The following is a 14,125-nucleotide window of genomic DNA, read 5'->3' as shown; positions in this document are numbered from 1 at the left end:
TCTTTTTCATTCTTTCCATTCTTCTTCTTGTGAATTTGGTATTGCTATTATTGAGTGTGAACGGCTCTAAAAAGTGACCGATTTTGTGTTATCGGATATATAACATTGAAAATCAATTAATTTGAAGGCAATATAGTAGGGTATTTGAGCGTTGGATTGTTATCAACAAAAAGCAAGTCCTAGTTAGCTAAATTCTATACCCTATGAATACTTTTTTTACTGTTTTACTTCTTTTGCTTACCCTAAACTTCTGCTTACTGTTAATAAGCGTAAATAGGTCCAAATAAAAAAGCTTCCAATATTTGGAAGCCTTTCTATTCTATTCTGTGACAATCTAATTATTTCACGGCCATAAGCTCTACATCAAAAACCAAAGTAGCATCTGGTGGTATTACTCCTCCGGCTCCCGCACTTCCATAGGCCAAATGTGAAGGTATTACAAACCTAGCTTTATCTCCAACCTTTAAAAGTCCTATTCCTTCATCCCATCCTGGAATTACCTGGCCAACACCAAGAGTAAAATCTATGGGTTGATTTCTTTTATAAGAAGAGTCAAAAACCTGTCCGTTGGAAAGACAACCCTCATAATGCACGGAAACAGTTTTTCCTTTTTCTGCCTGGGCTCCATTTCCTTTTTGAATTATGGTATACCTCAGTCCGCTATCGGTCTTTTCAAATCCAGCGGCCAGTTCTTCCATTTCTGCTTCTGCTCTAGCTTTGGCTTCAGCAATACGTTTTTCCCTAGCTCCTTCAAAAACTCTGAAAGCTTCTATTGCATTCCAGCTAGTCGCCTCATCACCTACCCTAACAATTTCCAAACTCTCAATAACATCATCCTGCGCAATTGCATCCACTACTTCTTGTCCATGTTCGACATGGCCAAATACGGTATGCTTATTATCTAACCAAGGAGTTGCTACGTGGGTTATAAAAAATTGGCTTCCATTGGTTCCAGGCCCTGCGTTGGCCATAGACAGTACGCCTGGTCCCTCATGGGTAAGTTCTGGGTGAAACTCATCATCAAACTTGTAACCAGCATCGCCGGTTCCCGTGCCCAATGGGCATCCTCCTTGAATCATAAAGTCTGCAATAACCCTATGAAACTTTAACCCGTCATAGTAAGGCTTTCCCTGGGGTTTAGCAGTATTTTCCATATTGCCCTCAGCCAAGGCCACAAAATTGCCAACCGTTCCTGGGGTTTTATCATGAGTCAATTTTATCAAAATCTCTCCTTTAGAGGTATTGAACCGGGCGTATATTCCGTCTTGCATGTTTTAATTTTTTTAGGTATTAGACCATTGGTAGTCAGTACATTTTAAGGGTGCAAATGTACAGGTTTTTCTTGGTTTGGACTGGCTTTTCTTGCTTACTCGCATAGTGTGAATTCACGTCAAAAGCAATAGATAAAGCAATAAAATGGATTATAACTTATTGGCAATCATGTGATTACATAAATGTAAGTTAACATACTACCATCTACAGGTTTTTTCACTTACACCGTGAGGTGGAAACTTACGTCAATATAGGGTGAAAGCAAAAAGCAATTAAAAACTAAATGTTATGTCGACACCTTCACAAATAGATTTAAAATCCACCACCTTTTTGACCGATGGTGGCATAGAAACCGATTTACTTTTCAACAAGGGAATCAACCTACCTCATTTTGCAGCGTTTCCACTAGTGGAAAACCCAAAACATGCCGATGTTCTCATCAACTATTACCAAGACTATCTGGAACTGGCCAAATCCAATGATACCGGTTTTATTATTGAAAGCCCTACCTGGCGTGCCAATCCCGACTGGGCCTATAAACTGGGTTATTCAGAGAAAGGTCTCATCAGGGTCAATAAAACTGCCATCGAATTGATGAAAGTTATTAGAAAACCTTATCAGAATGATATTGAACCAATATATATAAGTGGTTGTATTGGTCCTAGGAGGGACGGATATGCTGTAAACGCGGCCATGACCTCTTCAGAAGCAAGTGAATATCATCAACTTCAGATAAACGCACTTAAGGATGGTGGGGCCGACCTTGTCTCAGCCATTACCATGACCTATATAAATGAAGCAATGGGTATAGCCCTGGAAGCTCAAAAAAATGATATTCCGGTGGTAATTTCCTTCACCGTGGAAACAGATGGAAACCTACCTAGTGGGGAATCACTGGAAAGTGCCATAACAACAATCGATGAGGCTTCAGGCGGGTATCCACTATACTATATGATCAACTGTGCCCACCCCACCCATTTTATTGATAAGATAATCCATGGCTCTGAATGGAAACATAGAATTCAAGGTATCCGTGCCAATGCTTCTTGCAAAAGCCATGCAGAACTGGATGAGTCCACAGAATTGGATAGAGGAAACGCAGAAGAATTGGGGGCGTTACATACTTCTTTGAGAAAACATTTGCCCAACCTCCAGGTTTTTGGAGGCTGCTGCGGCACCGATGTCTCCCATATCAAAGCTATCTGCAGTCACATTTTTGAGCCCCACAACTCATGAAAGGAATATTCTGTCCAATTATACTGTTCTGCTTGTTCTTGGGCAAAACCAGTGCACAGACCAGTACTCAAGAAGTGTTGGACCGGCATTTAATCGCAGTGGACTCCCATAACCTAGCAGCAATACTGCAGGATTATGATGAAACCTCAATCATTGCAACCCGAGAAAGCCTTTTTAAAGGCTTAAAGGAAATTGAAGGTTTCTTTAAAAAGATATTGCCGCAATATCCGCAGGGAAATACTACTGGCGAACTAATTACAAGTAGGGTAGTCGGAAACATGGCCTACATCGTTTGGAACTCCAAATCACCCTATGTAAATATTCCCGTGGGTACAGACACTTTTATTATTGAAAATAACAAGATCAAATATCAAACATTCACAGTTTACAATCTAAAATCGAAAAACAACAATTAAAAGAAAACGAATAACATGAAGATTATTTTTAAACTCCTATTGGCAATTACATTACTTGCAAGCTGCTCCACCAATGATAATGGCGAAATTCCATTTGAAGATCCCGGGGCACAAAATCATGACAATGGTGATGACACCCCAAATGGAGATGGTACTGGGGACGGCTCCACCAACGATGGTGGAGACGGATCATCCAATGATAATGGGGATGGGTCATCCAATGACAGTGGGGATGGTTCCTCTGACGATAACGGTGATGGAACAGATGACCCTGCTCCTGTATTTATTGAGGAAAATGCCATAAAATACCAGGATACCCTTTATGAGCTCACGGAGTTAAGAACCTATGAAGGAGAAGGAAACTACATTTCCCTTAGCATTTCCAATCAAACCCAAGAAGATCGTGACAATAACCTAGAAATCAACGATTATGTTTTTGTGGGCATCGATTTGCTGGAAGAAGATTGGGACTCTCTGGAATCTTCAACAAATTTTGATGAACATTACTTGATGATTGATGGATCCTTTAAAGATGGGGTATACGTAGATGGCCCAAATATCATAAATTCAACAGAAACCGACCTGTCGGCAACCTATGCTGAAATCTTTGTCAATTCCATCTCCGAAACAGAGATCAATATAGATATTGTCTTTACCAGGGTTGATGGAGAAGAGATCGTTGTACATTACGATGGTCCCCGAAAGCAAGTTTTCTTCTAAGAACCCTTTCGCAGCAAAGCTAGATAAAAGTGCAAACCAAAATTTGGTTTGCACTTTTTTGATTACAGCTCGGCCTCACCCGTTAACTTTATATCCCTGGACGATGAGCCAACTCTAAAACGATATGCTCCTTTTTCCAATGTCCACTTGTTGTTGTCCTCATCCCAATAGCGCAAATCAGAAACTGGTATCTGAATAGATATCATTTCAGATGCCCCTGGATCCAAATTGTTGGTTTTTGTAAATGCCCGAAGCTCTTGAACAGGACGATCGATATTGGAATTCATTTTTTCGGAATAAACCTGAACAACTTCTTTCCCTGCCAAGTCACCAATATTTTTTATCGTCAACGATACGTTTACGGTATCATTTTCGGTGGTCAATTCCATATCTGAATATTCAAAATCAGTGTATGACAGCCCAAAACCAAAAGCAAAAGAAACTGGCATGTTGGATTTATCAAAATGCCTATACCCCACATAAATTCCTTCTTCATAATTGGTAAAGTCCCTATTTTTCATCTTTTCAGCATCTGGTCGCTCTTCTTTTGGAAACAAAAGGGTACTGGCCAAATCGGAAAAGGAAAGATGTCCTCCTTCCTGTGGAAAATTGACATTTGAAGCATGGTCATCCAGATTAACAGGGAAGGTCATGGGCAATTTACCACTCGGGTTTTCCATGCCGCTTAAGATATCTGCCACAGAGTTACCTCCCTCCTGGCCTCCTTGCCATGCCAACAATATGGCATCAGGGTGTTCTTTCCATGAAGCGGTTTCAATAACCCCACCAATGTTAAGCACCACAATCAATTTTTTATTGGCATTTTGAAAAGCCTTGCTCGTATTAGCTATTAACTCCTGCTCCAAAGCTGTCAATAGAAAATCATTAACCTCTACTCTATCACCTCCTTCACCGGCATTCCTCCCAATGGTAAGGATACCCACATCAGAAGTAGATACAATTTCAGACAACTGTTCTTCCGTAAATGTTATTTCCGGTGGTGAGTAAGGATTGAACATGGCATCTATTCCTTCAGGCTGCACAAACGCTTCCTCATTTGCTTTTTTATGTGTTTCAAAAATGTTTTTGGCCACGTCATTAATTTGAAATCCTGCGTTGGTCAAACCTTCTTCAAGTGATACTGTATAAGCTTCGTTGACATCTCCAGAACCCGTTCCTCCCGCAATAAACCCATAGGAAGTAACTCCTAAAAGGGCCACATTCTTCACATTTTTTATGGGCAAGGCGTTTTCGTTCTTCAACAGGACCATTCCTTCGGATGCAGATTGACGGGTTATGGCCGCATGTGCTTCCAAATCAGGGTTGTTGCCATATTTGTGGTTCTGCATTTTTTTGGTCTTGAAGACCAATTCCAGGATTCTTCCGGCCGATCTATCAATTGCTTCTTCTGACAACTGCCCCTCTTCATACGCCTCTGTTAAGGCTTTCCACTGCTTTTTTGTCCCGGGCTCAAGAAGGTCGTTCCCTGCACTAATTTGAGCGGCGGCGTTTCGTCCTCCAAACCAATCCGTCATCACCAAGCCTTCAAACCCCCAGTCATCCCTTAAAACATCCGTCAGCAAGTATTCGCTCTCCGAGGTGTAGGTACCATTGATTTTATTGTACGAGGACATGATGGTCCAAGGTTGTGCTTTGTCCACAACAATCTCGAATCCTTTTAAGTAAATTTCCCGTAATGCTCTTTCCGAAATGATTACATCGTTTAGATCTCTTTCGGTTTCCTGATTGTTGGCCACAAAATGTTTTACCGAGGTCCCTACTCCATTGGATTCGATTCCATTTACAATGGACGCACCCATGGTACCCGTTAAAAAGGGGTCTTCCGAATAATACTCAAAGTTTCTACCACAAAGTGGGTGGCGATGAATATTGGCCCCTGGACCCAAAATAACGTCAATACCATATTCCAGCGCTTCGTTGCCCATGGCATTACCAACCTGTTGCACAAGTTCTTGGTTCCAAGTTGAAGCCAATAGTGTTGCAATAGGAAATGCCGTGCAATAGAATGTTCTATCCTCCCCTTCTCTTGTAGGTTCAATACGAAGGCCTGCCGGACCATCTGACAGGTATACCGTTGGAATTCCCAAACGAGGAGTTGGCACAATGGTACCTACTGCTCCCGGAATACCTTCTCCCGGTTCAACCTTTCCCATGGCCGAAGCGATCCCCGAGCCTTTGAGTATATGTATTTTTTCCTCCACGGTCATTTGGGACAACAAATCTGCAACTCGGGCTTTTACCGGGTTCCTGTCGTCTTCGTAAACATCGAGCTTACCATTGCCATTACGGTCAATGAAAGTATACCCGTTTTCAGTGAGTTCAACACTGTTCAAATTCTCTGCATAGTCTTCTTCAAAGGAGAAAAAATTGGAATCAATATAGGACCATCCAATCAAACCGGCCAACACGACCAGTACAATCAAAGATCCAACTACAATACCTGTAATTTTAAGAGCTCGTTTCATGGTTTATTAATTGTGACATTACGCCACAAATATAATCATTATCTTTTTATGTGTCAAAACGTCACAATTATTATTTTTGTATTATGAACGTACAAGATGTTATTGAACACGGCGCAGAGTATTTTTTGCCCAATCTGTCCATCGACCATGTTATTATTGGCTATCAAGATGATACACTTAAGTGTTTACTATTGAAAGTGGGCGATAAATGGGTATTGCCGGGTGGATATATTCTTCAAGAAGAATCTGTTGACCATGCCGCAGAAAGAATACTCATGGAACGTACGGGTCTGAAAAGGCCTCATTTGAGGTTTTTATCCGTGTTTGGCAATAAGGACCGTAAATTCGATAATGATTTTAAAGGCTTTTTCAAAAAGAGAGGGTTACCTTGGAGAGAGGACTATTGGATCAATGATAGATTTGTTACCCTGGCCTACTATTCCCTGGTCAACATAGATACCACCCATCCGGTACCAGGAGAATTTGATGATGCCGCAGAATGGTTCTCTATGGACGAACTGCCCGAAATGTGGTTAGACCATAACTCAATTGTAGACACTGCAAGAGAACGTCTGAAAGGTGATATAGCAAGGGAGCAAGTAACCTATAACCTTCTGCCCACAGAATTTACTATGCCGCAACTTCATCAATTGCATCAGACCATTCTTGGATCTAAGTTGGACCGAAGTAGGTTTCAAAAGAAAATGATCGCTACAGGTATGTTTGAACGGTTACCCCAAGTTGTTAAAGAATCACCGGGTAGAAACCCATATCAATACAGACTGAAAAAGGAAGCCTAGCCTTTTATTTCATTTGAAAATTCAAATCAAAACCAATACCTTGGAAATAGCAAAGCGATCTGCACTGCTTACATGCAAATCGTCAAATTTTATAGTATTATGACATCTGGAAAATTGGTTCTATACTTTGTACTTTCTCTTATTGTATTGAGCTGCGGTGATAAAACTGGGAATGTGGCCTCAAATGAGTCCAAAAAAGAAGCCCTACTCAACACCATTAAAAAATTCAATACTGCCTTCAAAGAAGGGGACATAGATGTATTGGAGTCCATGATCACCGAAAATTATTTGCATACCAACGGAAACTCCAAAGTAATTCAGAAAAAGGATTGGTTCAATTATTTAACCCAACGAAGTCAGGACATAGCTTCAGGAAAAATACAGGTTACCGATTATACTATGGATGAAACAGCTATTGAATTCCATGGAAGTACTGCCATTGTTACGGGAAGAATTTCGGTTTCAACCCTAACAGATGGCCAAACACAGACCAGCCAATATAGGATAACCAATATCTGGGTGTTAGAAGATGGAAATTGGAAAAGAGCCGGTTTCCATGACGGCAAAATACAATGAACCCCAGATTGTTGGCTCTAGCTTTATTGGCTTCTTGAAAACACTTTAAGAACAACATTTATGAATCTCAACCAAATAACTGTACCTTCTGTAGACTTGACCAAGTCCATTCCTTTTTATAAAAAATTGGGATTGGAACTGATTGTGGAGGCGCTACCCCATTATGCAAGGTTCCAATGCCCACAGGGGGATTCCACTTTTTCGCTTCATCAAACGGATACCCTACCACAAGGTGAGGGCATCTATGTGTATTTTGAATGCGAAAATCTTGATGAATATGTGGAAGGTCTTGTCAAAAAAGGAATTGAGTTTGAACTATTGCCTACCGATCAACGCTGGTTATGGCGTGAAGCAAGATTGAAAGACCTGGATGGCAATCAGCTAATTTTGTTCCACGCAGGAGAAAATAGACTGAATCCTCCATGGCGTATTACCCAGAGCTAATGTCTTTCTTCTTGAACCGACAATTAGTGCTACCCTTTGATTTTTGTTGTAGGGATGGTTCCGTATTTATCCATTAAATAGACCAAACTGGCCATTGTAGCGGCCCCTAGCTCCAGTTCCCGTTTGTTTACATGTTCAAAGGTGTCATTTTCTGCATGATGATGATCAAAATACCGCTGGGAATCTGGACGTAAGCCGGCCAAGACCAATCCTTCGTCCTTTAATGGGCCTATATCTGCACCTCCACCGCCTTTTACGAACATATGAATCAAATAGGGTTCAAACAACGGAGCCCAACTTTGTACCTGCTTTAAATTTTCATCGGAACAATCAAAAGAAAAACCTCGAGGGGTAAATCCGCCCGAATCACTTTCCAGTGCAAAAACATGCTTTTCGTTCTTGCTTCGGGCCACTTCAGCATATTTATTTCCTCCCCTAAGGCCATTTTCTTCATTCATGAACAACACCACACGTAGTGTGCGCTTGGGTTTATACCCTGTTTCTTTCAACAATCTGAGTACATCCATACTCTGCACACAGCCAGCACCGTCATCATGTGAGCCATCTCCTAAATCCCAAGAATCTAAATGTCCTCCTACTACCATAATTTCATTGGGATAGGTGGTTCCTCTAATTTCACCAATTACATTATACGATTCCACATCGGGATATTGCTTGCAGCTTTGCTTGAAATAGAACTTGATTTCTGGATTCAGTTTAAGGGTTGTACTTAGTAGCTCGGCTCCTTTTGTACTAATTGCCGCAGCCGGAATCCTATTTTCAACCGGAGTATCCCCGTAGCTCATAGAACCAGTATGAGGATAATTGTCCAGCCTAAGGTTCATAGAACGAACAATAACTCCCAACGCGCCATATTTCCCAGCTTCCGCCGCCCCGGAATAACGCTGGTCCACACAACCGGAGTAAGACGCAAACGTATTGATTTGGGTTGGTTCCATTGGTCTATTATAGAATACAATCTTGCCCTCTATTTTATCCTTTCCGAGTTTTTCAAGGTCCTCTATACCTTTAACCTCTATCACACTTGCTTTTAACCCAACATCTGGAGTAGCCACAGAACCTCCTAAGGCACAAATAGGAACATTGGTGGTAAGACCGGGTTTGGTCTCAATATAAGCAAACTCAGGAGTGCCCCTTACCCATTTGGGCACCATCACGGGCTGTAACCATACACGGTCCAATCCCAAAGAATCTAATTGGCTTTTAGTATAATCCACTGCTTGCTGGGCCTGTACAGAACCTGAGAGCCTTCCCCCTATTTGATTAGAAAGGTGGTTTAACCAGTCATAGGCTTTTCCATCTGTTAAGGCTGCATCATAGATAGACCTTATTTGTTTTTCATCTTCAGATTGAGCAAAAAACGGGGTGGTTGCCAATAAACATGCTAGAAGTAGGATCGTTCTCATTCGGTTGCTTTTTCCAGTTCTTGTTTGAAGTTTTCTAAATTAGCTTTTATTTCTTCATCCAGCTCAGGTTCCTCAATATCTTTATACTTTTTTAACGCTTCCAGCAAAATTGTGGCCACTATGACCCGTGCTGCTTTTTTATTATCCGCCGGAATCACATACCATGGCGCATGTTCCTTTGAAGTTTTTTCAATGGCTTCTTCATAATATTCTTGATACTGATCCCATAGTTTCCGTTCCTTAAGGTCGCTAGGTGAGAATTTCCAGTTCTTTCTTTTCAACCTAATCCTTCTTAGTAGTCGTTGGCGTTGTTCTTCTTTGGAAAGATGTAAATAGAACTTAAAGATCAACGTGCCGTTTTCTGCAATATGCTTTTCGAAATTGTTGATTTGTTCAAAGCGTTTTTCCCAAAACGCATCGTCAATATCTGATACGGAGTTTATTCCAGGGATGTCCTCGCCCAAGATATATTCTGGATGGACCCTGGTCACCAAAACATTTTCATAATGTGTACGGTTAAAAACAGAAAACTTGCCCCGTTCCGGTAAAGCCAAATAGTGTCTCCATAGATAATCGTGCTTCAATTCCAAGGGTGTTGGCACCTTAAAACTATGGACCACAACTCCTCTTACGTTGAAATCTTTGAAAACTTCACGGATAAGACTGTCCTTACCAGAAGTATCCATACCCTGCAGACAGACCAAAACTCCATATTTTCCATGGGCGTACAACGTATCTTGGAAATCGCCTAAATCCTTTCTAATATCTTTAAGGGTCTTCTCCAATTCCTTGTCGGAGGCCCCAAAATCCTCCAAAGTTGGCTTTTTGTCAAACTTTACTCCATTTTGGGCCCGAAACGAATCTATATCTATGTTTTTCATGGGAATGAATATAGCTTTTTTTGTGAATTCCTTCAACTTGCTGTAAAACAGTGCCGTTCATCGATGTTTTTACCACTCATAGTCATACCATGTCCGTTTATCGATTTTTTTCCATTGTAGGACAATTCCTAAGATAAATTAGAGACATCATTAAACGCGAAGTCCCAAATCCAGCGTCATGAAAACAAGAAAGATTATCCTACTTATAGTCTTCATATTGGGCGTTTTAAGCCTATGGCTCATGTCTTCCTTTACTAATAGGAATGCTTGCGAATATGCTACCTCCAATATTGAATATATTAAGGAACAAATAGAATCTGCAATTTCCGCAAGTGGTTTTGAAAAATCCAAGCATTTTGCGTACAAAGCTTTGAACGGTATTGAGAAAACAAGATCCAACTTTTTAGACTGCGGTTGTGATGGAGCTATTGAAAGTCTAGAAAATGCACTTTCTGAACTAAAGACCGCCACAAAAGCACCTTCTTTCATGGCATCTAGAACACCTTTGCACAACGCATTGGAAAACATCATAATTGGCCATAAGGTGCTACGAGTCTTTGAACAGGAATTTTCAAGCACCTATAACAATGATATTTTGGTAATGAATACCAAAGAAGCTCTTGAGAACCAAGATGGAATTCTTCTTCCTCAAGAAGGTCTTTTAAACAAACAGGTACATAATTGCCTTTTAGGGTTTGAATCTTCCCTTGATAAAGTGGTCACCGATGTAGAGTGTGATGAAGCACTGGATTTTATTTCCAGAATCCATAATGATGCAACATTACACCTTATGGATACTGAACTTTCAGAGCCCAAAAAGAAATATCACCAGAGAGTAAGGATCATAACAAAAGAAGCTCTTGCCAAGTTGGGGAATTGCGAGGGAGAATAGTTTATTTGCTTGCAAATAGCTTTACATCCTCTTCCGAAACTTCTTTACCTCCTAGAATTATCAACCTCTCCACCACATTTCGTAATTCGCGGATGTTTCCGGTCCAGTCGTAGCCTTTTAAGAGTTCGATGGCCTTTTTTGAGAATGCTTTTGTACCTGTCCCTTGTTCAGAAGATATCTTTTCAGCAAAATAATCCACTAAAAGTGGAATATCCTCCCGCCTGTCGTTTAGAGCAGGTACTTTAATCAGGATTACAGCCAAACGATGGTAGAGGTCTTCCCGAAATTTTCCTTCTTTGATTTCTTTTTTAAGGTCCTTATTGGTAGCTGCCAATACACGAACATCCACTTTAATATCCTTATCACTACCTACACGGGAAATCTTATTCTCCTGGAGGGCACGCAGCACTTTGGCCTGTGCAGAAAGGCTCATGTCCCCAATCTCATCTAGAAAGATAGTTCCTTTGTTGGCGGTTTCAAACTTACCAGCCCGGTCCTTGACAGCTGAGGTAAAAGCCCCTTTTACATGGCCAAAAAGTTCGCTCTCAATTAATTCTGATGGAATAGCAGCGCAGTTAACCTCAATAAAGGGTGCCGAGGAACGAGGGCTTTTTTGGTGTAACCAATGGGCTACCAATTCCTTTCCTGTTCCGTTGGGGCCAGTAATAAGTACCCTAGCATCTGTAGGAGCAACTTTTTCAATGATATCTTTTACGACACCAATTTCATCGCTCTCACCAATCATTTCATAGTTTTTGGAAACTTTCTTTTTTAGAATTTTATTCTCCACCACCAATTCTTTTCGATCTAGAGCATTACGAACTGTGGTCAAGAGCCTGTTCAGGTCAGGTGGTTTGGAAATATAATCGAACGCACCTAACCTCATGGTGTTAACGGCGGTATCAAGATCCCCATGACCGGAAATCATGATAAAAGGGATTTCGGGTTTTACTTTCTTTGAAGCTTCCAGCACTTCGACCCCATCCATTTTTGGCATCTTTATATCGCACAGAACCAAGTCAAAATCATCCTTTTTTATGGCCTCCATACCCTTGAGACCATCTTCGGCCTCATGTACGTTATACGCTTCGTTCTCTTCGCTCAATATCTTCACCAACACTCGCCTGATGGCCGATTCATCTTCTATTACCAATATTTTTGACATACTTGTGCTAATTAAAAATTCCTATTTTGAAGCCTGTTCTAATATAAAAATTTGCCTCATCATTTAACAAAAAAACATCTTGTTTATCATCGTTTCTCAGCTTTCCCTGCTGTTCCAAGGAACGGCCCGCCAATAGAAAAACTGACATTCTTTTTGAAATATTATACTGATATCCAAAAGCGCCGACCAAAGCTGAAAGTGAAATCTTTGAAGCTATTTCATTATCGGGTACCATGATATTGTTTTGTATGTTTATAAAGTATCCATCCAAGAATAGTGCCATTTGCAAGGTGTGCTTTTTTCCCAAATAGTGTTTAATACTTGAGCGGGGTATCCCCAAAGTGTACGACCAATTGGGCCGAAACTTTTTATAGTAGCTGATTACTGGTAAGGGAATCGGCAAACCCGTAGTACTGTTCAAGGATAATCCTAGTACAATTCTAAATGGTTTGTCCGCAGTGGTGTTTTCTTTCCAAAGCGTTGCAGTGGCATTAAGGAAAAAATCATCTGTAATAGTGCCACTAACAAAATTTGAAGCTATTCGAGGAGTTACAATGGTGACCAGATTCCAGTTTTCGTTCCATTTGGTGATGAGCCCCAAATTTAAATCTGCAACGTGAAAACGAATCAATTCGCTCTTGTCAAAAGGAAACTCCCTGGAATATCCTACATCAAGTCTGTTGTATTCGAATCCCGTAATGAGATAATCCTTCTTTTCATTTAATTTAAATGGAAGATTGAACAACATTTTATAGCGTTGGGTCTTAATTCCGGTATCATTTTCAGGAATATTGAGGTATTCAAACCTAAATATGTCCGTACTTTGGCCAAAACCGAAATGGCTGTTTAAAAGCGCCAGTAAAAGCGTTGCCCCCCAAACAATTGAACGGCGTGTTGAGGTTTTTATTTTTCTTGTGTTTTTTGTGACTGAATGATATGGACATCCCGTTGCGGAAACGGAATTACCACGTTATTTTCCTTGAACTTGTTATTGATCCTGTATCGAATATCGCTTTTTATCTTAGGGTCAAGAAAACTGTGATTGGTGAAAAAATGAAGCGAAAATAGCAGCGCGGAATCGCCAAAATCATCAAACAGAACAAAAGGTTTAGGGTTTTTGAGAATCTGTTTTTGTTCAGCTGCCACTTGTTCCAAAATCTGGGTGACCAAATCTACATCACTTCCATAGGCCACACCCACATTGACCTTCTCCCTGGTTGTTCTATGGTTCTGGGTATAGTTGAACATGATATCACTGATGAATTTGTGATTAGGTATGATAATCACTTTGTCATCCCTTGTAATGGCCCTGGTTGTTCTCAACTTTATTTCAAAGACCTTTCCTACTTTGCCATCCACATCAACTATATCCCCTACTTCCAGAGATTTGTCCACAATAATAAAAATGCCCCCAAGTATGTCTTTGAAAAATTCCTGAAGCGCAAGCCCCAGTCCAACAAAAAGGGCAGCCGATGCGGTTATGATCAAAGTAATATCAATACCCGCCGCACTAAGGGTCACCAGCACTACCACCAGATAAATCACATAATTGGTGAACTTAAAGATGCTAGTGAACTTTTGCTTGTCTTCCTGCTCCATTTTCCGTGTGAGCAGGTGTCTCAACCATTTGAGCAAAAACTTAGTGGCTACATAGGCTACAGTGAGAAGAAGTAACAGCCCTAACGTAAGGTGAATGGATTTTTCTCCCTCGCCAATATGTATTCCAAGGTTTAAAAATTCTTTAATGGAACCCCAGATATCCTCCTTGATGATCTCTTTTATTTCAGAACCGTCCTCTTGCATTTACTTC

Annotated in this window: 14 protein-coding genes; 7 read left to right on the top strand and 7 right to left on the bottom strand. The window is 40.7% G+C overall.

Annotated elements, in window-relative coordinates; all coding sequences use genetic code 11:
• Positions 1 to 338 precede the first annotated feature (338 nt).
• A complete protein-coding gene (locus tag DX873_RS01820) occupies positions 339 to 1,271 on the bottom strand; it encodes a peptidylprolyl isomerase (protein WP_116182822.1) in 933 nt (310 codons plus the stop codon).
• A gap of 289 nt (positions 1,272 to 1,560) precedes the next feature.
• Between DX873_RS01820 and DX873_RS01815 the strand changes: the two genes are divergently transcribed.
• The 3 genes from DX873_RS01815 to DX873_RS01805 are packed head-to-tail and all read left to right on the top strand — an operon-like array spanning position 1,561 to position 3,644.
• Positions 1,561 to 2,508: a homocysteine S-methyltransferase family protein gene (locus DX873_RS01815; RefSeq protein ID WP_116182821.1), complete on the top strand. Its 948-nt coding sequence runs from the start codon at positions 1,561 to 1,563 to the stop codon at positions 2,506 to 2,508.
• Positions 2,505 to 2,924: a nuclear transport factor 2 family protein gene (locus tag DX873_RS01810; protein ID WP_116182820.1), complete on the top strand. Its 420-nt coding sequence runs from the start codon at positions 2,505 to 2,507 to the stop codon at positions 2,922 to 2,924. Before DX873_RS01815 ends, DX873_RS01810 begins: the two co-directional genes overlap by 4 nt.
• 15 nt (positions 2,925 to 2,939) lie before the next feature.
• On the top strand, positions 2,940 to 3,644 hold the full coding sequence (locus DX873_RS01805) for a hypothetical protein (RefSeq protein ID WP_116182819.1): 705 nt from the start codon (positions 2,940 to 2,942) through the stop codon (positions 3,642 to 3,644).
• Positions 3,645 to 3,706: 62 nt separating this feature from the next.
• Here the strand turns inward: DX873_RS01805 and DX873_RS01800 are convergent, their stop codons facing one another.
• Positions 3,707 to 6,130: a glycoside hydrolase family 3 N-terminal domain-containing protein gene (locus DX873_RS01800; protein ID WP_116182818.1), complete on the bottom strand. Its 2,424-nt coding sequence runs from the start codon at positions 6,128 to 6,130 to the stop codon at positions 3,707 to 3,709.
• 83 nt (positions 6,131 to 6,213) lie between these two features.
• Here DX873_RS01800 and DX873_RS01795 point away from each other — a divergent pair, with 83 nt between their 5' ends.
• From DX873_RS01795 to DX873_RS01785, 3 genes are all read left to right on the top strand, one after another.
• The gene (locus DX873_RS01795) at positions 6,214 to 6,930 is read left to right on the top strand and encodes an NUDIX hydrolase (RefSeq protein ID WP_116182817.1); all 717 of its coding nucleotides are present in this window, start codon (positions 6,214 to 6,216) and stop codon (positions 6,928 to 6,930) included.
• A 99-nt stretch (positions 6,931 to 7,029) separates the two neighbouring features.
• Positions 7,030 to 7,506: a nuclear transport factor 2 family protein gene (locus DX873_RS01790; RefSeq protein ID WP_181899418.1), complete on the top strand. Its 477-nt coding sequence runs from the start codon at positions 7,030 to 7,032 to the stop codon at positions 7,504 to 7,506.
• Positions 7,507 to 7,566: 60 nt separating this feature from the next.
• On the top strand, positions 7,567 to 7,950 hold the full coding sequence (locus DX873_RS01785; protein ID WP_116182815.1) for a VOC family protein: 384 nt from the start codon (positions 7,567 to 7,569) through the stop codon (positions 7,948 to 7,950).
• Between the two features lie 29 nt (positions 7,951 to 7,979).
• Here DX873_RS01785 and DX873_RS01780 read toward each other — a convergent pair whose 3' ends face one another.
• The gene (locus tag DX873_RS01780; RefSeq protein WP_116182814.1) at positions 7,980 to 9,377 is read right to left on the bottom strand and encodes a M20/M25/M40 family metallo-hydrolase; all 1,398 of its coding nucleotides are present in this window, start codon (positions 9,375 to 9,377) and stop codon (positions 7,980 to 7,982) included.
• Positions 9,374 to 10,258 carry a PPK2 family polyphosphate kinase gene (locus tag DX873_RS01775; protein ID WP_116183774.1) on the bottom strand — a complete coding sequence of 295 codons (885 nt, stop codon included), beginning with the start codon at positions 10,256 to 10,258 and terminating at the stop codon, positions 9,374 to 9,376. The genes DX873_RS01780 and DX873_RS01775 overlap by 4 nt, the downstream gene beginning before the upstream one ends.
• 178 nt (positions 10,259 to 10,436) lie before the next feature.
• Between DX873_RS01775 and DX873_RS01770 the strand changes: the two genes are divergently transcribed.
• Positions 10,437 to 11,150 (top strand): hypothetical protein, encoded by a 714-nt coding sequence (locus tag DX873_RS01770; RefSeq protein ID WP_147296589.1) that lies wholly within the window; start codon positions 10,437 to 10,439, stop codon positions 11,148 to 11,150.
• A 1-nt stretch (position 11,151) separates the two neighbouring features.
• Here the strand turns inward: DX873_RS01770 and DX873_RS01765 are convergent, their stop codons facing one another.
• Genes DX873_RS01765 through DX873_RS01755 form a run of 3 tightly spaced genes read right to left on the bottom strand, consistent with a single transcriptional unit; the run spans position 11,152 to position 14,118 of the window.
• Positions 11,152 to 12,315, bottom strand: a complete 1,164-nt coding sequence (locus tag DX873_RS01765) for a sigma-54-dependent transcriptional regulator (protein ID WP_116182812.1) — start codon at positions 12,313 to 12,315, stop codon at positions 11,152 to 11,154.
• 7 nt (positions 12,316 to 12,322) lie between these two features.
• On the bottom strand, positions 12,323 to 13,174 hold the full coding sequence (locus tag DX873_RS01760; protein ID WP_262510996.1) for a DUF6268 family outer membrane beta-barrel protein: 852 nt from the start codon (positions 13,172 to 13,174) through the stop codon (positions 12,323 to 12,325).
• Positions 13,175 to 13,218: 44 nt separating this feature from the next.
• A complete protein-coding gene (locus tag DX873_RS01755; protein WP_116182810.1) occupies positions 13,219 to 14,118 on the bottom strand; it encodes a mechanosensitive ion channel family protein in 900 nt (299 codons plus the stop codon).
• Between the last annotated feature and the right edge of the window lie 7 nt (positions 14,119 to 14,125).

The sequence above is a fragment of the Flagellimonas nanhaiensis genome (assembly GCF_003382275.1).
Classification (GTDB): domain Bacteria; phylum Bacteroidota; class Bacteroidia; order Flavobacteriales; family Flavobacteriaceae; genus Flagellimonas; species Flagellimonas nanhaiensis.
Note: the sequence above shows the minus strand (reverse complement) of the source record. Positions and strands in the feature narration are given on the sequence as shown.